This is a genomic window from Pseudodesulfovibrio portus (assembly GCF_026000375.1).
GTDB lineage: Bacteria > Desulfobacterota > Desulfovibrionia > Desulfovibrionales > Desulfovibrionaceae > Pseudodesulfovibrio > Pseudodesulfovibrio portus.
The window spans coordinates 2,611,024-2,632,590 of record NZ_AP026708.1; the positions used below are offsets into that span (position 1 = coordinate 2,611,024).

The 21,567-nt window shown below is 63.4% G+C and carries 18 protein-coding genes; 11 read left to right on the top strand and 7 right to left on the bottom strand.

Features of this window, described 5'->3' with window-relative positions; all coding sequences use genetic code 11:
• Positions 1-31: 31 nt before the first annotated feature.
• The gene (locus tag OO730_RS12465; RefSeq protein ID WP_264981796.1) at positions 32-2,866 is read right to left on the bottom strand and encodes an SIS domain-containing protein; all 2,835 of its coding nucleotides are present in this window, start codon (positions 2,864-2,866) and stop codon (positions 32-34) included.
• Positions 2,867-3,113: 247 nt separating this feature from the next.
• Here OO730_RS12465 and OO730_RS12470 point away from each other — a divergent pair, with 247 nt between their 5' ends.
• The 4 genes from OO730_RS12470 (at position 3,114) to OO730_RS12485 (ending at position 9,129) form a co-directional block, all read left to right on the top strand.
• Positions 3,114-4,370, top strand: coding sequence for an ABC transporter substrate-binding protein (locus tag OO730_RS12470; RefSeq protein ID WP_264981797.1), 1,257 nt, complete (start codon positions 3,114-3,116; stop codon positions 4,368-4,370).
• A complete protein-coding gene (locus tag OO730_RS12475; protein ID WP_264981798.1) occupies positions 4,358-6,856 on the top strand; it encodes an ATP-binding protein in 2,499 nt (832 codons plus the stop codon). Before OO730_RS12470 ends, OO730_RS12475 begins: the two co-directional genes overlap by 13 nt.
• A gap of 112 nt (positions 6,857-6,968) precedes the next feature.
• Positions 6,969-7,349 carry a response regulator transcription factor gene (locus OO730_RS12480; protein ID WP_264981799.1) on the top strand — a complete coding sequence of 127 codons (381 nt, stop codon included), beginning with the start codon at positions 6,969-6,971 and terminating at the stop codon, positions 7,347-7,349.
• A gap of 31 nt (positions 7,350-7,380) precedes the next feature.
• Positions 7,381-9,129, top strand: a complete 1,749-nt coding sequence (locus OO730_RS12485) for an HD-GYP domain-containing protein (protein WP_264981800.1) — start codon at positions 7,381-7,383, stop codon at positions 9,127-9,129.
• Positions 9,130-9,165: 36 nt separating this feature from the next.
• Here OO730_RS12485 and OO730_RS12490 read toward each other — a convergent pair whose 3' ends face one another.
• From OO730_RS12490 to OO730_RS12510, 5 genes are all read right to left on the bottom strand, one after another.
• Entirely contained in the window at positions 9,166-10,758 is a 1,593-nt protein-coding gene (locus OO730_RS12490) for a DUF885 domain-containing protein (protein ID WP_264981801.1), read from the bottom strand.
• Between the two features lie 22 nt (positions 10,759-10,780).
• Positions 10,781-11,731 carry a chemotaxis protein gene (locus tag OO730_RS12495; protein WP_264981802.1) on the bottom strand — a complete coding sequence of 317 codons (951 nt, stop codon included), beginning with the start codon at positions 11,729-11,731 and terminating at the stop codon, positions 10,781-10,783.
• Positions 11,732-11,842: 111 nt separating this feature from the next.
• Positions 11,843-13,222 (bottom strand): sigma-54-dependent transcriptional regulator, encoded by a 1,380-nt coding sequence (locus OO730_RS12500; RefSeq protein WP_264981803.1) that lies wholly within the window; start codon positions 13,220-13,222, stop codon positions 11,843-11,845.
• Positions 13,223-13,230: 8 nt separating this feature from the next.
• Positions 13,231-14,652, bottom strand: coding sequence for a sensor histidine kinase (locus tag OO730_RS12505; RefSeq protein ID WP_264981804.1), 1,422 nt, complete (start codon positions 14,650-14,652; stop codon positions 13,231-13,233).
• A 118-nt stretch (positions 14,653-14,770) separates the two neighbouring features.
• Positions 14,771-15,058, bottom strand: coding sequence for an acylphosphatase (locus OO730_RS12510; protein ID WP_264981805.1), 288 nt, complete (start codon positions 15,056-15,058; stop codon positions 14,771-14,773).
• 197 nt (positions 15,059-15,255) lie between these two features.
• Between OO730_RS12510 and OO730_RS12515 the strand changes: the two genes are divergently transcribed.
• A complete protein-coding gene (locus OO730_RS12515) occupies positions 15,256-15,828 on the top strand; it encodes a hypothetical protein (protein WP_264981806.1) in 573 nt (190 codons plus the stop codon).
• 171 nt (positions 15,829-15,999) lie between these two features.
• Positions 16,000-16,200, top strand: a complete 201-nt coding sequence (locus OO730_RS12520; protein ID WP_264981807.1) for a hypothetical protein — start codon at positions 16,000-16,002, stop codon at positions 16,198-16,200.
• Positions 16,201-16,273: 73 nt separating this feature from the next.
• Here the strand turns inward: OO730_RS12520 and OO730_RS12525 are convergent, their stop codons facing one another.
• On the bottom strand, positions 16,274-16,777 hold the full coding sequence (locus tag OO730_RS12525; protein WP_264981808.1) for a hypothetical protein: 504 nt from the start codon (positions 16,775-16,777) through the stop codon (positions 16,274-16,276).
• A 449-nt stretch (positions 16,778-17,226) separates the two neighbouring features.
• On the opposite strand from OO730_RS12525, the gene OO730_RS12530 reads away from it, so the two are divergent.
• The 5 genes from OO730_RS12530 (at position 17,227) to OO730_RS12550 (ending at position 21,567) form a co-directional block, all read left to right on the top strand.
• Positions 17,227-17,541: an FmdB family zinc ribbon protein gene (locus OO730_RS12530; protein ID WP_264981809.1), complete on the top strand. Its 315-nt coding sequence runs from the start codon at positions 17,227-17,229 to the stop codon at positions 17,539-17,541.
• 123 nt (positions 17,542-17,664) lie between these two features.
• Positions 17,665-18,969, top strand: a complete 1,305-nt coding sequence (gene purB, locus OO730_RS12535) for an adenylosuccinate lyase (protein WP_264981810.1) — start codon at positions 17,665-17,667, stop codon at positions 18,967-18,969.
• Positions 18,966-19,523, top strand: coding sequence for an orotate phosphoribosyltransferase (pyrE, locus tag OO730_RS12540; RefSeq protein ID WP_264981811.1), 558 nt, complete (start codon positions 18,966-18,968; stop codon positions 19,521-19,523). Before purB ends, pyrE begins: the two co-directional genes overlap by 4 nt.
• Before the next feature lie 71 nt (positions 19,524-19,594).
• Positions 19,595-20,854 carry a L,D-transpeptidase Cds6 family protein gene (locus OO730_RS12545; RefSeq protein WP_264981812.1) on the top strand — a complete coding sequence of 420 codons (1,260 nt, stop codon included), beginning with the start codon at positions 19,595-19,597 and terminating at the stop codon, positions 20,852-20,854.
• Positions 20,851-21,567: a hypothetical protein gene (locus tag OO730_RS12550; RefSeq protein ID WP_264981813.1), complete on the top strand. Its 717-nt coding sequence runs from the start codon at positions 20,851-20,853 to the stop codon at positions 21,565-21,567. The genes OO730_RS12545 and OO730_RS12550 overlap by 4 nt, the downstream gene beginning before the upstream one ends.

Genomic DNA, 21,567 nt, shown 5'->3' on the forward strand with positions numbered 1-21,567 from the left:
GGCCTAATCAATGGATCGTAATTTCAGATTGTTACCCCTGCGGACGGCTAATCCCGACCGTGACCGTCTTGGCCTGGTGACGGATGGTGTCGATGGGCCGGGTCATCTCTTCGATGGCCTTGTTCAGGGTGGTCAGGATGTCGGCCAACCGGGCCTCGGTGGCGCAGATTTCAGTGGACTGGTTGACCAGCCAGAGCATGTAGTTGGCGAGCTGCGAGGCCAGCCGCGCAGGCAGGGCGGAGTCCGTGGCCCCGGACGCTATGCGGTCGATGCAGCCGTTGAGGGCCTCCAGCAGCTTCTTGCGGTCCCAGCGGGCCGTGTCCTCGAGCATCTCGCCGATGAGCACGCGGGCCTTGCGGAAGGGCTCGGCGTGGGAGTCGATGGCCAGGGCCGCGCTGACGCCCCACCAGTGACCGGCCACGGTCTCCAGCACAAAGTCCAGGCCGCCGCCAACGCGGGGCACCTTGATGGTGGCCTCGGCCACGGAGTCGAAGCGGGTTTCGTCCTCGGCGCAGAACACGATGGGCGAGCCGTTGTGGGCCTTGAAAATGGTCGTCTCCTTGACCGTGTCCATGACGACCATTTCGGGGAGGTCGGAGGCCATGACCAGGGTCAGCGGCTCGGTGGACAGGTCGATGTGCTTCTTGTCCTCGGTCACGTCGCAGGGGATGGACTTGTAGCACAGCTCGGACAGCTTGATGCGCACCTCCTGGGCCGCGATGCAGTTGGCCCCGTTGCCCACCAGCGCCCAGTAGCGGTGCACGGGGGCGTACTTCCTGGCCACCTCGGCGATGGCGTCCTTGCCTTCCAGCACCTTGTCGATCATGCCCGGCAGGTTCTCCAGGGCCTCGATCTCGGTCAGGATTTCGTCGCTGCTCATGGTCGAGAGCACGTCGGCCAGCCACAGGGAGAGCAGCTTGCCTGCGGCCACCTGGGAGTAGAACGCCTTGGTGGAGGCCACGGCCATCTCCACGTCGCGACCGTTGGAGGTATAGATGTAGGAGTCGGACTTCTTGACCAGCGGGGAGTTGCGCCGGTTGACGATGCAGTTGACCCACGCGCCCCGGTCGCGGCACAGGTCCACCACCCGGTTGGTGTCCGTGGTGGTGCCCGACTGCGACACCGGGATCAGGAACACGTCGTCCATGCGCTCGTCGCCCATGAAGCCGATCAGCTCGGAGCCGGTGTAGGACTCGATGGACAGTTCGCCTGAACCGCGCACGGGGGCCAGGGTGCGGCGCAGCAACTGGGCCACGGCCATGGCGGCCACGGCGGCGGTGCCCTGGCCCACGCAGATGATCCGTTTTATGGGGGTCCCGGTGTTCTGGAATCGTTTGATCAGGGCCGGGCCGTTGCCGAAGCCCTCGGGCAGGAACGTTACCTTGCCGGATTTCTTGGCGTATTTGCCGTGCAGGGTGTTGCGCACCGAGCCGGACGCCTCGTGGATTTCCTTTTCGATGTAGTGGGCGTACTTGCCGCGGAAGATGTCGCGGGAGAAAATCTCTATCTTTTCCTCGGCCAGCTCCACGGTCTCCCCGGTGTCCAGGAAGCGGGCCACGGGCGCTGTGTTCGCCGGGTCGGACTCCCTGAGGACCACGGACACGCCGCCCTGGCGGTGTACCGCGATGGGGTAGGAGGAGCGGGCGCGGGCGGCCATGCCGTAAGCCTCGCTGGCCACCAGCCAGCCGTCAACGGTCAGGCCGATGTAGAAGGACTGGCCCGACCCTTTCTGGGCCAGGAACTGGGAGTCGAAGTCGGACAGGTTCTGCATGACCACGGCCAGGGACCCCTCGCACTGCTTGAGCACGGACCGGAACCGCTCCTCGGCGCCGCCGTCCTCGTCCACGCCCAGGTGGAAGAGCACGGGCAGAATCTTGGCGTCGGTGGAGATGGCGGGCGGGATGTGCGCGCCCTTGGACAAGACGGTCTCCTCCACCAGGGTCCGGTAGTTGTCCACGTCGCCGTTGAGCACGAACATGGTCTTTTCCAGGCCCGTGGACATGTCGCCCTCGACCAGGCCGTCCACCGGGTGGCAGTTGGGCACGGAGATGATGCCGTTGGAAGCCCAGCGGGTGTGGGCCATGATGTTCAGGCTGGTCAGCCCTTCGGCCATGGACCAGAGCAGCTCGTCGTTCACGATGGACGCGCGCAGGGCGGCACCGTTGTCGCCGAGCTGGCCCACCAGCTGCGCCACCTTGTACAGGAAACGGCAGGCGGTGCGGCCGTCGTCCAGCTTGCGCACCAGCACCTGCCGGGTGTCGGCGTTGGAGATGGAGCAGCGGTCGCACAGCTGCGCCTTCTGCGCTTCGGAAAGAGCGAGTTCCGGGTCGCGGTCCGCAGGCAGGATGAAGGCCACGGCCACCCCGGCCGAGTCGCGGCCGCGCACTTCGAGCTTGTCGATGGACTCCAGCACCTGTTCCGTTGCCCAGGCCAGAAAGTGGCGGTCGCGGGAAGCGGTGTCCCCGCGCAGGTTGCCGGGCATGACGGCCAGGGTGCGGTCCACGTTGTCGAGGACCTCCCGGTCGATCTGCCAGAGGTAGTCGTCCAGGGACTCGCGCAGGGATTCCAGCTCGTCCGTTCGCGGGCCCTGTTCCAACTTCACGGCGGCTGCATTGCGCAAGGAGCGCACGGTGTCGCGGATGGACGTGAGCGCGTCCCGGGCGGCCGGGTCGGCCACCAGCCGCATATGCAGGCCGAAGGACATCAGGTCGTAGAAGCGGTCGGCCAGGTCCTTGAGCGGGCCTGCCGCCTTGGCCAGATCGCTTTCGGCGATGTCGGTGAAACCGGCTTCAAGCTCGATGAGCCAGTCGGTGTCCGGGATTGTCTGCCAATTGGTATTGCTGAGAAAGCTTGCGATGCCGCACATGGCGCTTGATTGCTCCTGGTGGGGGTGTTCGTGTGGCGCGTCTCCGGGCGACCGATTCAACCGGCCCCTCGGATAGTTCGCGCGGTAGTTGAATTACTTCACATGACAGCCCTTGGCAAGCCCCGCGCACCAGTCGGGAAATGCATGCCCCGGGGAGACGGGTGTCTTTAGAAACCATTGACATGGCGGTAATGTCGAGGCAATCGTTGGTATTGATATGGCAAATCACCCACCTGCAGGAGTATCGGTGAAAGACGGCAATTGCGGTCCCGGCCGCCGGATTATCCTTATTATCTTCGTCCTGACCTGCGCACTGTCGTGCGCGAGCCCGGCCCGGGCAACTGACCGGTATGTTCTGGGCATGTCCGCAGCCTTCACCGGTCCCAGCGGCGGCCTGGGCATCGAGCTGTACCGAGGTTCCATGGCTTATTTCATCCCCCTGAACGCCGATGGCGGCATCGGAGGGAGGACCGTGGAAATCGTCACCATGGACGACGGCTACCAGCCCGATCCGGTGGTGGAGAATACCATCGAGTTCCTCAATGCCGAGGACATCCGGTGCCTGTTCAACTATGTGGGCACGCCCACCGTCACCCGTATCCTGCCGCTGCTCAACGGGTACAAGGGGGGGCGGAAGCTCCTCTTCTTCCCCTTTACCGGGGCCGAGCCGCAGCGCCAACCGCCTTACAAACCGTTCGTTTTCAACCTCCGGGCCTCCTACCTGCAGGAGCTGGCCGGGCTGGTGGAGCGGTTCGTGTCCCTGAACAGGTCCCGGATGGCCGTCTTCTATCAGGCCGACGCCTATGGACGCGGGGGATGGGAAGGAGCGCGACGCGCCCTGGAGGCCAAGGGGTCCAAGCTGGCCTGCGAAGCGACCTACCGGCGCGGTGCCCGGTTCGAGGATTCCATGGCCCGGCAGGTGGAGATTCTCAAGCAGGCCGAACCGGATGTCATCCTGTCCGTCGGCTCCTATGCGGCCTGCGCCGCCTTCATCCGCGATGCCCGTGATCTCGGGCTCGACGTGCCCATCGCCAATGTCTCGTTCGTGGGCAGCGAGCACCTGCTGGCCCTGCTGGAAGGGGCGGGGCGCGAGCAGGGCCGGGATTACACGCGCGACCTCATCAACACCCAGGTGGTCCCCAGCTACGAGGACCTGAGCCTGCCCGCCGTCCGGGAATACCGGGAGCGCATGGATTCGATCCGTCCGGCCCCGCCGGATATGGCCGATCCCGGCTATAGGCCGCTTCCCTATAGTTTCACCGGATTCGAGGGATACCTCAACGCCAAGGTTATGGCCCATATTCTTGAGATTTATGGCAAGAATCCGGGCATGGGACTGGGGAGGGCAGCCGAGTCCGTCAAGGACCTGGATATCGGCATCGATGCGCCGGTGAATCTCAACCCGTCCAGGCATCAGGGGCTCGACCGCGTCTATTTCACCACGGTTCGGGGCGGCAAGTTCGTGCCCATCGACGAGGAGCATTGGCGGTCATGGCAAAAGTAAGAGGATTGTCCCTGTTCCAGAAGACGGGGCTGCTCGCTTTCTGCCTGTTCGGGATCATCTCGGCCATGGCCTCCGGTCTCGCGGCCTGGACCCTCTACAACCGCATGACCGAGGAATACGTCAGCAAGGGCTCGGCCATCGCCGCCTCCATCGCCCGGGGCAGCCAGGAAATCCTGCTGGCCCGCGACGTGTCCACCATCCAGTCCATGGTCGACCAGTATCTCGACATCGAGGGCGTGGCCTACGTATTCGTCGTGGACGCCGACAGGCTGGTGGTCTCCCATACCTTTGTGCCGGAAATGCCCAAGCCCCTGGTGGAGCTGAAGCAGGACAAGACGAGCCGGGTCTGCCAACTGGAAGTCGAGCAGATCGGGCAGGTCATCGACATCTGCAAGCCCGTGCTCGCCGGGGTGGCGGGATACGTCCACGTGGGCATGGATAAGGGCGTGATCATGGATTACTTCTGGGAAGCCGTGATCAAGATGCAGACCATGCTTTTCATCTGTTTCTGGGCCTGCGTGGGCATTCTCTATCTGGTCACGCGGCACATTTCGCGTCCGCTGCACCAGCTCACCGAGCACGCCCGGAGATTGGAGGCCCACGACTTTTCCGCGACCATCGACATCCGCACCAACGATGAAATGGAGGTGCTGGGGCGGGCAATGCGGTCCATGGGCCGGGAGCTGGCCATGCTCTTTTCCGAGATGGAGAGCGAGGTGAACAAGGCCTCGGGGGAATTGCGCGACCACATGGCCTATCTGTCGTCCATCATCGACAACCTGGTGGACGGGTTGCTCGTGGTCAACCCCATGGGGCAGATATCGGTCGTCAATCCGGCCATGCGGGAGTTTTTCGATCTCGGGGACGAGTCCGTTGAAAGGGTGCCGGTGGGCGATGTTTTCCCCGATGAGGTCGCAGGCCTGGCGGCCGAGGTCCGGCAGTGCGCCCGGGGTGTACTGTCAGCGGACATCGCCCTGTCCCGGGACCGGACGGGCAAGGCCGTGGCCTCGCCGATCCTGGCGGGGGACGCGGCACCGAAATGCCTCGGCGGGGTCATCCTTGTCCGGGACATCACCCGGGAGAAGGAACTGGACAGGCTCAAGACCGATTTCATCTCCACCGTGTCCCACGAATTGCGCACGCCCATGACCTCGGTGCTCGGATTTTCGAAGATCATCCGCAAGAAGCTGGAAAACAGCGTGTTCCCCTCCCTGGCGGACAGTGAGGAGGCGGCCAGGCCCATCGCCCAGGTGCGCAACAACCTGGACATCATCGTGTCCGAGGCCGAAAGGCTGACGGATTTGATCAACGACGTGCTCGACATCGCCAGGATGGAGGCGGGCAAGGTCCAGTGGCGCGACAGGCGCATTTCCATGGCCGACGTGATCGCCCATTCGCGCAACTCCACCATGGGGTTGTGGAAGAACAACAGGCTTGCCCTGGAAGTGGACATCCAGGAGAACCTGCCGCCCGTGTTCGGCGACTTCGACCGGCTGGTCCAGGTGGTGGTCAACCTCATCTCCAATGCGGTCAAGTTCACCGAGACGAGTCCCATCGTCTGCCGGGCGCGGGCCGGGAACGGCATGGTCGTGGTCTCGGTGGAGGACAAGGGGGCGGGCATCAGGTCACAGGATCTGAGACACGTGTTCGACAAGTTCAAGCAGGCGGGGGACACCCTGACCTCAAAGCCCGCCGGAACCGGCCTTGGGCTGCCCATCTGCCGCCAGATCGTGGAGCGGCACGGCGGCAGCATCTGGGTCGAGAGCAAGCCGGGCCATGGCAGTACGTTCACTTTTTCCATCCCTGTGGCTCGCGGCGCGAAGGGCGCGGACGGCGGCCCCCGGTTCGAATGCCCCGAGCCGGAGGCCGATACCGGCGTGCAGCTTGAGCAGCTCGAGGCGCCGCTCGTCCTGGTGGTGGACGATGACCCGTCCCTGACCAACTATCTGAGCCAGGTCTTCAGCGATCAGGGGTTCCGGGTCAAGGTCGCCGACAACGGGCACGACGCGGTCGTCAGGGCCCAGGTCCTGAAGCCGGACCTGATCACCATGGACATCATGATGCCCGGCATGGACGGCAACGAGGCCATCGGCTGCCTGCGTTCCAGTCCTGCCACCCGCGATATCCCCATCCTCGTCCTTTCGGCGCTGACCGACGAAACGGAGCGGGGCGACATGGCTTTGGCCAAGCCCGTGGACGAGGAGAGCCTGGTCCGATCGGCCAAGGCGCTGATCGGCAGGAGGTCGGTGAAGACCGGCTGCATGCTGCTCGGCACCCCGGAGAAGTGCGATCTGGACGGGCTGTCGGTCCTGTGCACGGGCGAGATGATATTCGCCGGGGTCGAGGATGTCTGGGACCACCTCGACCAAGGATTCCTCGGCGTGGTTTTCATCCCGGCCGAAGAGGTGGAGAACGTCCGTTTGAGGCAGCTGATACGAGTGCCCGGCATTTCCGTGGTCATCCTGCCCGTGTATAGTTGTCAATAAGGAAATCAGCGCATTATAATAATTGCGGCGACCATGCGTTTGTGTCATGAATGGCATGTGACAGCCGTTGCGACGGCGAACTGTATGATATTGAATTGGTAAGGAGTTTCCAATGGCCAAGAAGATCCTCATCGTGGATGACGAAGTTCACATCAAGATGCTGCTCGAGCAGACGCTCGAGGAGCTTGAGGACGAATTTGAAGTGGTCCTGTACACGGCTTCCGACGGTGAGGAAGGTTTGGAATTCATCAGGAGCAAGCGTCCTGACTTGGTCTTTCTCGATATCATGATGCCCAAGATGAACGGGTATGAGGTGTGCCGCGTGGTCAAGGACGACGAGGAACTCGTTGACACCAAGATCATCCTGCTCACCGCCAAGGGACAGGAGGTCGACCGCAAGCAGGGGTTGGAGCTCGGAGCCATGATGTACATGACCAAGCCCTTTGACCCTGACGAAATCCTTCGCGTATCCAAGGAATTGCTGGATCTGTAGCCTGCATTTAGCCAACCCCCCGCATTCTCCCATGGCCCCATTCAAAAAATACATCCGCCCCAGCGTGATGCAGAAGCTCCTCCGCAAGGGAGCCGAGCTGGTCGGAAACGGGTGCGTCCTGGCCGTGAGCTTTGAAGGCGAAGTGGTCCTGGTGGAAGGGGCCGAGTCCTTTCCCGGCGGCGCCGAGCCCGGTCCCGGCGTCATAGCGGAGCGCATCAACTTCAGCGACGTGCATTCCGGGTACATCCTGGCCGGAGTTCCCGACGATTGCGGCCCCGCAAGTGCGGAAAGCTGCCGGCGGGCCCTGTCCTTCATCGCCTTTTCCCTTCAGGAGCTCATCGACGTCGAGCTGGCACGGCGGTCCATCGCCGACGAGGCCCTGGCCAAGTACCGGGAGCTCGCCCTGCTGCATCGTTCGGTGCCGAACATCAACACCTCGCTCAGGCTGCGCGCCGTGGTGGACGCGCTGATCAACGAGTGCCGGATGGAAAATTATCCGGGCGAGTTGGGCATGATCTATCTCCGCGATCCGGCGTCTTCCCGGTTCCGGCTGGCCGTCCAGTTCGGGTTTCCCTTCGGTGCCAACCTGCACAGGATGCTGGACAGCGATCTCTTCAAGGACGTGGCCGAGAAGGAACACGGTGAGATCGTCAACGACCTGGACAGGGACGAGCGGTGGAACCATGAGCTGCCCGGCCTCGGGGCCATGGTCATCATACCGATAGTCTCGCCCAACCGGTGCGAGGGCATGCTCATCCTGGCCTCCGAAAACAAGGGGCTGTATGAGGCGGCCCACCGGGTGAGCCTGTCGACCCTGGCCTCGGTGGCCGGAATTTCCCTGTCGAACGCCTTCAATTTCGAGGGGGTGCAGAAGCTGATGGACGCCATCCTGCAGGCCCTGGCCGAAGCCATCGATTCCCGGGACCCGTTTACGGCGGGCCACTCGGAACGCGTCGCCTGCCTGGCCGTGGCCCTGGCCCATGCCCTGAACGAGCACGGCGGCTTCAACGGGCGCGTTTTTTCCGACGAGGAGCTGCGCGAGCTGTACTACTCGGGCATCCTGCACGACGTCGGCAAGATCGGCATCCGGGAGGAGGTCCTGACCAAACAGGCCCGGCTCAACTCCAAGAGCATGGACGTGGTCCGTGCCCGGTTCCAGCTCATGGGGGCTGTCGAGGATTTCGACTGGGCCGCCGCCTTCGACTGCGTGACCAACGTGAACAAGGCCATGACGCCCGACGCCGGGGAACTGGACTTCATCAGGGATCTGGGCAAGCGCTCCCTCAACCGGGGGGAGACATCCCTGCCCCTGCTGTACGAGGACGAGCTGGACAACCTGCTGCTGGCCTACGGCAACCTGACCCGCGAGGAGCGGCGGGAGATCGAGCGCCATCCGGCGGAGAGCGAGCGCATCCTCCAGCACATCCCCATGCAGGAGTCGTTCGCCAACCTGCTGGCCATCATCCGTCAGCATCACGAGCGCATGGACGGCTCCGGCTATCCGGACGGGCTCAAGGGCGAAGATCTGCTGGTGCAGAGTCGGCTGATGTCCATCGTGGACATCTACGACGCCGTGACGCAGGAGCGCCATTACAAGCCCGCGTTCACCCGGTCCGAGGCCGTGAAGATTCTCCGCCAGGAGGTGGAGGAAGGCAAGCTGGACGCCGAGCTGACCAGGTTTTTCCTCGAGAACGTCGAGCGCATCGAGATGCTGTCCGAGCACGTCAAGGCTTCCCGTGTCTTCCAGCTTTCCGAGATCGGTTCGCTGGGCAGCATGTAGCCCCTTTCCTATCCGTATTCCGAAGAAATCGCCGGATCAGCCGGCCAGGCTCAACGCCGTGTGGCGCAGGGGAATCTGCCCGTGCCGGAACAGGGCGGCGCAATAGGCGGGGAGATCGAGCCCGGCCTGTCTGCGCAGGTCCGTGATCTCGTGCAGTCCGAGGACCGGCATGGCCCGGGAGGTGGGGGCGAGGAGGATCGCCCTGACGTGGTTGAGTCCCTCCTCCTTGGAGTAGCCTGCCTGGCCGAGGACCGACAAACACGCCTCCTGGTCCATGGACCCGACGGCCAATCCCGCGTCGACCATGGCCAGCGCCGCACGGGCCAATCCCCGCTTGTGGTGCACCAGCCTGTCCAGGGGGGTCTCCAGGTAGCCGAGTTCCTCGAGCAGGTTCTCGGCAAAGGCGATCCATCCGGCCATGAACAGGGGGTTGGTCAACTGGGCCATGGGCGATTCGCCCAGGGCGCGGCGCTGGGAGTCCAGCAGGTGGCGACCGGGATAGGTCTGGGCTGCGGCCATGAAGGGAAATTCCTTGCGCACCCGCGCCAGCCGGATCGGGTCGTCCCGGAACCCCCTCCCGGAGAAAATCTGCGGGCTGATGTAGCAGCGCGACGGTTCGTTCTCCCAGGCGCCGATGGCCGGGTCGTGGTGGATGGGGCGCAGGGTCGAGGTCAGGTGCAGCGGTTGCGGTTCGATGCGCAGGGGGGTGTCCGCGAACACGCCCGGCAGCGCGACCTCGTGCACGAAGCGGCGCAGCCTGTGGATTTCGCGGACCACCGCGTCCAGGGCTTCTGCTCCGCCGATGTCCGGGCCCTGGTGCCCGTCGTACATCTGCTGCCAGCTCCTGCCGCCGCCGATTTCCCCTTCCAGCCAGCGCAGGGAGGCCAGCCGTCGGTCGAATTCCTCTTCGGCGATGGCCAGGATGTCCTGCGGGGACCTGTCGGTGCCGAGGACGGTCTCCGCCTTTTCCGTAAAGGACGGTCCCCGGTTTTCCGAGGTCTCCGGCCGGGACGTCACGAACCGGTCGAAATCCTTGAGCGCGTTCAGGGCGTCGGTCAGGTGGCGGGGGGCCTTTCCGGTCCGGCCCAGTTCGCTGTTGCCCAGATCGGTCAGGTAGCGGGCGCAGTCCCGGATCATGGTCTGGGCCGCGCCGCGGCTGGCCGGGTTGACGGTCTCCACGTTGTTCAGGGCATGGGCCAGCAGGTCGGGGATGTCCCGGAGCCGCCTGATGAAGCGTTTCTGGCGCGCCTTGTCGTTTTTGGCGGGCAGGTCGGCGGCCTGCTCCAATCCGGTGAAGGCGACCTGCAGGTAGATTTCCGGTCCCCTGGCCTGGGTCAGGATGGAGTCCAGTTCCGTGGCCGCTCCCCCCGCGCTGAGGGCCAGGGCGTGCGCCTGGGCCTTGATCTCCGGCGTCTTGGCCTTGGTGGCGGCGGACAGGAAATCCTGCTTGAACCCGGCGAGAACGGCGACGTGCTTGGTCAGGCCGCGCCGGGACAGGTCGTCCAGCCGGTCGAGGTGCTTGGCCGCGTCCATGGCGGGCGGCAACATGGGGAATGCCCCGGATGCGCACATCACTGGGAAGTGCTTGGAAACGTATGTGAAATATTTCCTGGCGAGTTTGGCTTTCATGAGGGTCTTGAGGGGAGTTCCGCTATTCGGGCTTTTCGAGCAGTGCCATGGCCCTGGCGGCGAGTTCGTCCAGTTCGGCCTTGGACACCTGGTCGTCCGCTCCCACGGATACGCCCTTGTGGTGCAGTGTTTCGGTGATGATGGAGGAGCACAGGATCACGGGCAGTTCTTTGAGGTCGTGGTCCGACTTGATGAAACGGGTCAGTGTGTGGCCGTCCATGGAGGGCATTTCGATGTCGGTGATGACGAGATCCACGTAGTGGCTGATGGCCGTGCCTTCCCGTGCCGCCTTCTCCTGGACGGCGAGCAGGTAGCGCCGGGCCGCGTCGCCGTTTTCCTCGGTGTGGACGATGAACCCGGCTTCGGTGAGGGTGGCGGAGATCATGTTGCGGGCCATGGAGGAGTCGTCCACCAGCAGGACCCGCAACCCCTTGGCCTTGATGGCCTGGGTGACGGATTCCGGCAGCGGTGCGTTGCGGGAGGCGTCCGGGTTGAGCTCCAGGCATATCTTTTCCATGTCCAGGATGAAGATGATGCGGTTGGTGAACTTGACCACCCCGGTGATGGAGTTGGCCGTCAGGGAGGAGACGTAGTTGTTGGGGGCCTCGACTTCCTTCCATCCGATGCGGTGGATGCGGGTCACGCCGGAGACCAGGAAGGCCGACTTGGTCCGGTTGAACTCGGTGACGATGACCTTGGGCGCTTCGGCTTTGGTCCCGGATCGTCCCAGCCAGGCGGCCAGGTCGATGAGGGGGATGATCCGGTTGCGCAGGTTGAAGGCGCCCAGCACTGCCGGGTGGGTCACCTCGGGCATTTCGGTCAGCTCCGGCATTTGGATGATTTCCAGGACCTTGGCTACGTTGATGCCGTAATAGCCGCGGTAGTCCCGATCATCCCGGGCCTCGTCGAGATAGAATTCGACGATTTCCAGCTCGTTGGTGCCGGTCTCAAGGAGTATTTTGGTTTCGCTCATGTGTCTCCGAGGTAGTGCGCTGTCGGGGGATGCCTCTTGTTCAATTATATATACTGAGAGGGTTTCGGGGGCAAGCCCGTGATGGCGGTAAAACGGAAATAATGGCGGGATTTAATCGTCATTTACGCCGATGCCGTACTTTTTGATCTTGTAATGGATGGCCCTGCGGCTGATGCCGAGTTTGTCGGCGGCGTCCTTCTTGACGCCTCCGGCGGCTTCCAGGGCGCGGATGATCGCGTCCCGCTCGTTGGCTTCCAGAGAGAGGCTTTCGCCCCGCATGGCCGGGGAATCCGCCGGGGGCGCTTCCAACTGCAGGTCGGCAGGCCGGATGACGTCGTCCCGGCAGAAGACCAGGGCGCCCTCCAGGGCGTTTTTCAGCTCACGGACATTGCCCGGCCAGGGGTGGCCTTCGAGTATCCGCATGGCCTCGCCGGACACGGCGACCGGTTCGCGGCCCTGGTCGGCGCACAGCCCCCGGATGAAGCCGTCGATGAGTTCGGGCAGGTCCTCCCTGCGGTCCCTGAGCGGGGGAATGGTCAGGGTGACCACCTTGAGCCGGTAGTAGAGGTCCTCGCGGAAGTCGCCCCCGGCCACCATGCCGGGCAGGTCCGCGTTGGTGGCCGCGATGACCCGGCAGGACACTTTGCGTTCCGTGGTGTCGCCCACCCGCCTGATGGTGCCCTCCTGCAGGAAACGCAGGAGCCGGGTCTGCATGTCGGGAGAAATGTTGCCGATCTCGTCCAGGAACAGCGTGCCGCCGTCCGCTTCCTCGATCAGTCCCTTCTTGTCCTTGACCGCGTGGGTGAAGGACCCCTTGACGTGGCCGAACAGCTCGGACTCCAGCAGGGTGGGCTGTGTGGAGCCGCAGTCCACGATGACGAACGGCCCGTCCGCGCGCGGGCTTCCCTCGTGCAGGATGCGCGCGGCCAGTTCCTTGCCCGTGCCGGATTCGCCGAAGAGCAGCACCGTGGCCGTGGACCGGGCCACCCGCTCCAGCAGCTCCAGGAACCGGGCCATGGATGGGGCCTTGCCGCCGATCAGGCCGCCGAATCCCGGGGCGGGGGGAGCGGACCGTGCGCCTGCGGGTTGCCTGGGCGCGGGCTCCTCGGCCTGCGCGGCCTCCAGCCTGGACCGGATGAGCCGCACCAGCTCCTTGCCGTCGAAGGGCTTGGTCAGGTAGTCGGCGGCCCCGGCCTGGATGGCGTCCACGGCGTCCGGGATGGTGCCGTGGGCCGTGAGCATGATGATCGGGATGTGCGGCCAGTTGCCCAGCACCTCCCTGAGCAGCCCGTGGCCGCCCATGCCCGGCATCTTCACGTCCGAGACGATCAGGTCCACGGGCTCCCCGGCCAGCATTTCCAGGGCGGTTTCGGCCCGGTCGGCCAGAAGCGGGGACAGGCCGGAAGAGAGCAGCCGGGCCTCCAGCACCTGGAGGATGTTCTCGTCGTCGTCCACGACCAGGACGGTCGGGATATGGGGTGTGGATGCCATGGATTTCCTCATGCGTGCTTGACGGGCAGGGAGAAACAGAACCGCGACCCGCGTCCCGGTTCGCCCTCCACCCAGATGCGCCCCTGGTGGGCCAGGATGATGCGTTTTGATATGGCCAGCCCCAGTCCCGCGCCGTCAACCGAGTCCCGCATGGCGGGCTCCCGGTAATACTTGAGGAACACGCGCTCGCGTTCCTCTTCGGGAATGCCGGGGCCGTCGTCCTCGACGCGGAAGGTGACCGTGTCTCCGCCGGAGGCAGCAGACACCGTGACCGTGCCGCCCTCGGGGGAAAATTTGATGGCGTTCCCGGCCAGGTTCAGGAGCACCTGGCGGATGTGTTCACGGTCGGCGGTGAAGACCACCGGCGTGTCCGGGACTTCGGCCTTGAGGGTGACGGACTTGGCCTCGGCGGTCGGGGCCAGCCGCTCCAGGGTGAACTCGATCAGCCTGCCCGCGTCCGTCTCGGCGGGCTTGAGTTCCAGGGTCTCGGATTCCATGCGGGACACGGACATGAGCCGGGCCAGCAGTTCGGACAGCCGGATCGCCTCGCTCTCCGCGATGTGCAGGAATTTGGCCTGCTGCTCGGTGACCTGGCCGAAGGTGCCGGATTTGATGAGGTCCACGGACTCCCGGACCGAGGTCAGGGGCGTGCGGATTTCGTGAGAGAGCATGGCCACGAAGTCCGAACGCATGCGCTCCTCCCGCCGCAGCCGGGCGGCCATGGCGTTGAAGGCCAGGGCCAGCTCGCCCAGTTCGTCATTGGACAAAATCCTGATGTCGCGGGGCGTGGCCCCGGTGCCCAGCTCCCTGATGCCGCGCTGGACCTCGGAGAGCGATCGGTTCAGGGTCCAGGCCAGGCCCAGGCTGCCGCCCACGCCCAGGACGAGGCAGGCGATGAGCCCGTACAGGCCGATGTCGGCGGCCCGCTGCCCGGCGTCATGCAGTTCGGTCAGGCTCTGCTCCATGTCGGCCACGTTGTCGAGGAGCGACTGTTCGAGGATGTCGGTCCATTCCCGGACCGTGACGTTGGGCGCGAGGTTGTCGCCGACGGTCTCGCCGGGGTCGAGGGTGATCTCGTACTCGGCGGTCAGCTCCTTCCACTCCTCCCGGTACCGGGGATGCTTGTCCAGGGTGTCTTCGAGGATTTCGCCGAACCGGGTCAGGTCTTCGACGATGAAGCCCACGGCCTTCTCGTCGCCGCCGAGCAGCCGGTAGCGGCTGATGTTGTCCTGCACCGAGTAGAGCCGCTCCAGCATGCGCTGGATGGCCGAGTCCAGGGCGTGGTTTTCGGCCACGATGCGGTTGGAGACCTCTGCGTCGTGGCTCACCTGCCGGAAGAGATAGGCCGTGGTGCCGAAAAAGATGATGATCAGTGCGGACGCCCAGATCAAAAGCTTGGCGGCGATGGTGAACTGGCGGACCTTGGGCATGGGCTCAGTGTACTGGATTCAATGGTGCAGGGCAATGCGCCCGGCCTGAAAGGCATGGCGGGCCGCAGCCCCCGTGCCGGGAGACGGCGGCCCGCTGAAGTGCATGCGGCCCGGCGGATTATCCCCTGGCCTCGAAGTGGTCGTGTTCCTTGTCGTGGTCCCTGGCGTTGCAGGTCACGTTCCTCAGGTCCGGGATCGGGGCCTCGGTCTTGAGGCGCTCCCGGAACACGGCGTAGTCTTCCGCGCTGCCCTGGAGAAGGATTTCCGCCTTGCCGTCGGCGATGTTGCGTATCCAACCCTTGAGCCCGAGTTCGTCGGCCACCGTCTTGGCCCAGGACTGGAACGTGACGCCTATGACCTTGTCGCCCGTGACCTTTCCTTCCACAATGCAGATGTAGCTTTTCATCACAACCTCCAAGTTATGTTTGCCCGTATCAACAAGCTATGTTTCCTCTTATTTATAGAGATAAGACAAAAAGGGATGCATGAAAAGGGAAAGCGGAGGAATTGTTTCGTTTTCTTGGGACTTGTCATCACCGGGCGAAGGGGGTATGTTTCCGTTCTGCTCTGAGCGCTTCGCATCCGTGAAGCAGAGGTTCCCCTATGCGCATACTGTTTTTTCTTGTCGCCTTCCTGGCGATGATCATCTTTTCGGCCCCGGTATGGGCCTCCCTGCCGCACTACAATCCTGACATGGGTTACACCATCTGGCTGCCCAATACGTGGAACGTGGTGCCTGTCGGGGAGCTGGAAACGGCGGAAGGCTTCTCCTGCCCGGTCCCGGTCCACGACATGGCCCCGGAGTGGAGAGCCGGATACGTCAGCCCCGCGGGCGGCCCCGTCCTGCTGGTGGAGGTCCGGCCCGGCCGCAAGATGCACGCCGCCGACATCTCCAACTTCAACCGTTTCGTGATCCGTTCCATTCGCCGGTCGGGTTCGCCCGTCCGCTTGAAGGGCGCCACCTACATCGGGGAAAAGAAGACGCTCCGCATCGAGTCGGAGGTCGAGGTCGACGGGCGGACCATGCTCAGCCTTTCCTACATCGTCTACACCCGGAAGGGGATATTGAACTTCGTGGGTTTTGCCGCGCCCGGCGACGACGAGGCCCGGTCCGCCATCGACAAGGCCGTGCTCTCCCTCTACCTCGACGACTCCGTCCGCTACGAGTCCCGTTGACAGGGCGCAGGTGGGGCGGATATGCTCGCGGCAGGCAGTGAACGAGTGGTCCACGTGCGCAATTTTGGGTGCGTCTGCTCGTCGCCGTAAGCAAAAATATTCCGGGATGGAGGGGTGTTGCAATGTGGCATCACCCTTGCTCCCATGCAGTTGGAGGCCCGAGTGAAGAGCATGATTTTGGCAACAGTCCTCACTCTCGTGATGTGTTCACCAGGTCTGGCCGTGGATGTCCGCGACCTGCCGGGCTCTCTGCTCGTGGCCTCCAAACCCGACAAGGGCCAGCCTCCGGTGTTGATCATAAAGGGCGAGGGCGGCAAGGTCACGGGCGTGGAAAAGGGCGGCAAGGACCGGAAAAGGAAAGAACGCAAGTAGCCGATCTCATTTCACGAAAAGGCCCCTGCTCCGGATCGGAGCAGGGGCCTTTTCGTGTTGTTTCGGCGGCAGGCTACTGGGTGGTGTCGCAGGCCGGAATCTGCGGGTCCATGCCGCTTTTCACCAGCTTGGCGCGGTACGTCCGGACTTCCTCCATGGAGTTCCAGCCTTCGTACATTTCCGTCCAGCTTTCGAAACCCTGGTATTCCTCGTCCAGGATCGCCTCGTGCATCTTCAGCCAGACGTTGAACATGTACATTTCGATCTTGAAGGTGGCGTTGTCGAACACCTGGGGCAGGACCGTGGCTTCATACTTCTGGCCGTCCAGGCGGGCGGCCACGAAGGAGCAGACGTTTTCCTGGGAGCGCTTGTAGTCGGTGATCGCGTTGTTGACCATGTCGGCGTAGCTGTGGAGCGGGCCGAACTTCACCTTGAGTTCCGCCAGGACCTCTTCGGGAATTTCGATCCAGAGTTCGCCGTTCTTTTCCTTGACGAAATAGAACCGGAGCCATTGGTCGAACTGGAAAATCTCCAGGGCATCGTTGACTGCATTCTTCACGCTGACGCTTCTGATCATTATATCCGTCCTCTTCAAGTATTGTCTTGGAGGTGGGAATATGGACATCCTGCCGGGTTCAGTCAAGGAAAAACCGGCCCGGCGGGGCTGGACAAACCGGGAACGATTGGTATATGAAGTGCGGCTCGCAAGAAAGAAAAGCCCGATCAGGGCAGCAATATCAAGGAGATCGTCATGGCACGTCACAAGAAGCATGAGCGCATGAAAGAATTGGATCGCAAGCGTCAGCGCCGCAAGAAGGCCATCAAGGCCCGGATCAAGGAAGCCAAGGCCGCCAAGGCCTAGTTGAAAACTGTTCAGGGCACGCCGCCTGCGGCGTGGCTGCGAAAAATCCAAACCCTCGCGTATCGGGATACGCTTCGGCCTTGGATTTTTCTTGCGCCCTGCAATCGGCGCACTCTGAACAATTTACGCTTTGAGCTAAAAAACAGAATTCAGAAAATCACGTCATGCCCATTTACGAGTATCAGTGCCGCTCCTGCAACGCGGTGTTCGAGGAGTGGCAGACCGGTTTCGAGGAAAAGGAAATGGTTTGTCCCGAGTGCGGAGGGGAGTCTCAGCGGCTCATCTCCCATTCCTCTTTTCATTTGAAGGGGAGCGGCTGGTATGCCGACGGGTATGGCGGAAAGAGCGCCGGGAACACGCCCTGTCAGGCGCAAAAGCCTGAAGGCGGCGGGGAAGAAGCCCCGGCCAAAAAGGAATCGGCACCGGCCTCCAAGTGTCCTGCGAAGGCAGACACGTCCAGCGCCGGGTCCGCGTCCTAGAATTTACGCGAAAAGGCAGCTCCGGCTGCCTTTTTTCATGGCGCTGCCCTTGTGTTTTTCACCGGCCTTGCCCTACTATGCCGGTGCGCCTCGGGCGCACAATCTAACGGAGAGTGAGAGAACATGCTTGAACGGTATTCCCGTCCCCAAATGAGAGAGTTGTGGACCCTGGAGAACAAGTTCCGGGTCTGGCTGGAAGTGGAACTGGCCGTGACCAGGGCCTGGACCGAACTGGGCGAAGTCCCGCAGGACGCCTGCGACGACATCCACGCCAAGGCGGACTTTGATCTGGACCGCATCCTGGAGATCGAGGAGACCACCAAGCACGACGTGATCGCCTTCCTGTCCGCAGTGGAGGAGAAGGTCGGCGACAACTCCCGCTTCATCCACCTGGGCTGCACCTCCTCCGACATCGTGGACACGGCCAACGGGGTGCTCCTGACCCGCGCCGGGGCCATCCTGGCCGAGGGCATCGACCGCATCCTGGGCGTGCTTTCGGACCTGGCCCACAGGCACAAGGGGCTGCTCTGCATGGGCCGGACCCACGGCATCCACGCCGAGCCCACCACCTACGGCCTCAAGTTCACCGGCTTCTACGCCGAGTTCCTGCGCCACAAGGAGCGGTTCGAGGCGGCCCGCGAGAACATCCGCGTGGGCAAGCTGTCCGGCGCGGTGGGCACCTTCGCCCACCTCTCCCCCGAGCTGGAGGAGCGCGCCTGCGCCATCCTCGGCCTTGAGGCCGACCCCCACTCCACCCAGATCGTGCAGCGCGACCGCTACGCCCAGTTCTTCACCGCCCTGGCCATGCTGGCCGGCGGCATCGAGCGGCTGGGGCTGGAGCTTCGCCACCTGCAGCGCACCGAGGTCCTGGAAGTGGAGGAGGGTTTCTCCAAGGGCCAGAAAGGCTCCTCGGCCATGCCGCACAAAAAGAACCCCATTTCCGCCGAGAACCTCTGCGGCCTGGCCCGCGTCATCCGCGGCAACTCCCTGGCCGCCATGGAGAACCAGGCCCTGTGGCACGAGCGCGACATTTCCCATTCCTCGGTGGAGCGCATGATCATGCCCGACACCACCGCCCTGGTGGACTACATGCTGCACCGCATGAGCGGCGTGCTCGAGCGTCTCGTGGTCAAGGAGGACAACATCGAGCGCAACCTCATGGGTTCCTTCGGCCTGTTCTACTCCCAGCGGGTGCTGAACAAACTCATCGCCACCGGGCTGAAACGCCAGGCAGCCTACGAAATGGTCCAGAAGGTGGCCATGCGCTGCTGGGCCGACCGGCTCCAGTTCGAGGACGAGGTGCGCAAGGATGCGGAAGTAAACAAGCACCTTGAGTCTAACGATCTTGACGAAGCCTTTGACCCTTCGTATTACAAACGATATGAAGACGTAGTTTTCGACCGCGTGTTCAAGGGGAAACAGGGATGACAGAACTCAAACAGAAACTTGCCAGGCTCCTGCTCAAGCTTTCCTACAAGGAGGGCGACTTCACGCTGACATCGGGCAAGAAGAGCGATTACTATTTCGACTGCAAGCAGACCGCGCTCCACGCCGAGGGCGGCTACCTCATCGGGCGGCTCTTTTTCGAGATGCTCAAGGGGTATGACGTGGACGGCGTGGGCGGCATGACGCTCGGCGCCGACCCCCTCATCACCGGCGTGACCGTGGTCTCCCACCTGGAAGGGAGGCCGCTGCCCGGTTTCATTATCCGCAAGAAGTCCAAGGGCCACGGCACGGACCAGTACCTCGAAGGGCTGGCCAACTTCAGGGAAGGCGACAGGGTCGTGCTCCTGGAGGACGTGTGCACCACGGGCGGCACGTTGATCACGGCGGCCCAGCGCGTCCGGGACGCGGGGCTCGAGATCGTGGGCGTGCTGGCCGTTCTGGATCGCGAAGAAGGCGGCAGGGAAAAGCTCAAGGCGGCGGGGCTGGAACTCGATTCCATCTTCACCCGCCAGGAATTGTTGGCTGCGGGACAATAGGCAGGGCTCGCCGGGGAGGCGTGCAGCCGGGTTCGGGGTAACCCATGCGAGGAGCGGATAGAATTTTCACCATGCGTTTTGCCGTACTCTTTCTGACACTGATCATTTCCGCAGGCTCGGCCCTGGCCGAAGGCTGGGTGCCGGTGCTGTCGTCCCACGCCTATGGGCCGGAGCGCATCATCGCGGTGGACAAGGCGTCCCAGCAGCTCGTCATGTTCGAGCGCAAGTCGCCCCTGCACGAGGTCTACCGTTTCCCGTGCACCACGGGCCAATCCTCCGGCGACAAGCTGGTGGAAGGGGATCTGCGCACTCCCGAGGGCGTCTATTTCGTGGGCCACAAGATCGACCGCCCCCTGGACTGGGACCTGTACGGCAACATCGCCTACGCCCTGAACTATCCCAACCCCATCGACCGCATCAACGGCAAGACCGGCGGCGGCATCTGGCTGCACGGCCGGGGCAAGACCTTTGTCCCGCGCGACACCCTGGGCTGCGTGGCGCTCAAGGTGCCCGACATGGAGAACGTGGCCACCGAGGCCCCTTACGGCACGCCCGTGGTCATCGGCTCCGGCCTGGAGTGGGTGCAGGAGCCGGGCGACAACGAGGTCGAGGCCCTGGAAGTGGTCGGCGAGCTGACCGCCTGGGCCAGGGACTGGCAGCACATGGACGAGGCCCTGTTCGACCGCTACGATGCCGCCCTCATGACCCGATCCGAGAGGGTGGACTTCAAGGGCTTCATCGCCAACAAGCGCAATATTTTCGCCAACAAGCCCTGGATTCACGTCATGGTGGACAATGTCCGGGCCATCCCCGGGCCGGGCTACTGGGTGACCTGGTTCGACCAGTACTACCGGACCACGGGCCGCTCCTCCACCACCGGCAAGCGTTTCTACTGGAAGCGCGACGACGGCGGGAAGTGGCGCATCGTGGGCCGTGAATACGTGACCGCCACCGAGAGGCTGGACGACAAGTATTTGTCCGCCAAGCGCGAGGAGGCCCTGCGCTTCCTGGCAGACTGGCGTCAGGCCTGGCTGGGCGCGGACGTGGACGCCTACCGGAGCTTCTACGACGGAAGGGCCGTGCAGGGCGACCGGGTCGGCGCGGACGCCATAGCGGATTACAAAAAGACGTTGTGGGACAGGAGGCCTCCTGTTAAGGTCGAGGTTGACGATTTGGAAGTGACCATGCATCCCAATGGGTTGCAGGTGGCTTTTGACCAGGTCTACGAGGACGCCACCGGGTATGGCGACAAGGGCTACAAGACCATGGTCCTGACCCCTCAAGGCGACAAGTGGAAAATCGAAAGCGAGCAGTGGAGACGGGGTAGATGAGCGATTCCAAGTACAGCGTGCTCTTCATGCGGGACGACCGGGACGTGACCCGGTACCGCTTAAGCCCCTTCTGGCTCAGGATGTTCGTCTTCAGTCAGGTGTTTCTTCTCCTGTGCGCCGTGGGCGGCATCTACATGGGCGTGCGCGGCTTCAAGGTCAATTCCGAGCTTCATTCCGAGAACAAGAGCCTGGAACAGCGTCTGGTGGACGCCGAGGTCCGCCTGGAACGGCTGGGCAACATGGAGAAGATTCTCGAGTCCTACGACCCCGCCGAACTCCAGTCCCTGTTGTCCGCCGCCACCACCGAGGCCGAGGAACAACAGCAGGAAGTGCGGCCCGACGTCGATCTGAACAAGATATTCATCCGCACGGACAGCCGCCAGGTCGGCGTGGAGAACATGCAGGCCAAGCTCTCCGGGAGCAAGCTGTCCGTCACCTTCGAACTCAACAACCTGCAGGCGGCCACGTCCATCACCGGGCAGGCCGACTTCATCTTCCTGACCAAGGACGGCACGGCCCTGTCGGCCAAGACCAACAAGAGCGATTTGTCGTTTCAGATTCAACGATTCAAGCGCATGGAGACCAGCATGGCCCTGCCGAACGGCAAGGACAAGAAAGATCTGTTCGCTCTGCGGTTGATAATCAAGGGAAAGGACGGGGATGTCATTTTCGCCGAAACGTATCCGCTTTATCACATCCTGGCTTCTTCCTAG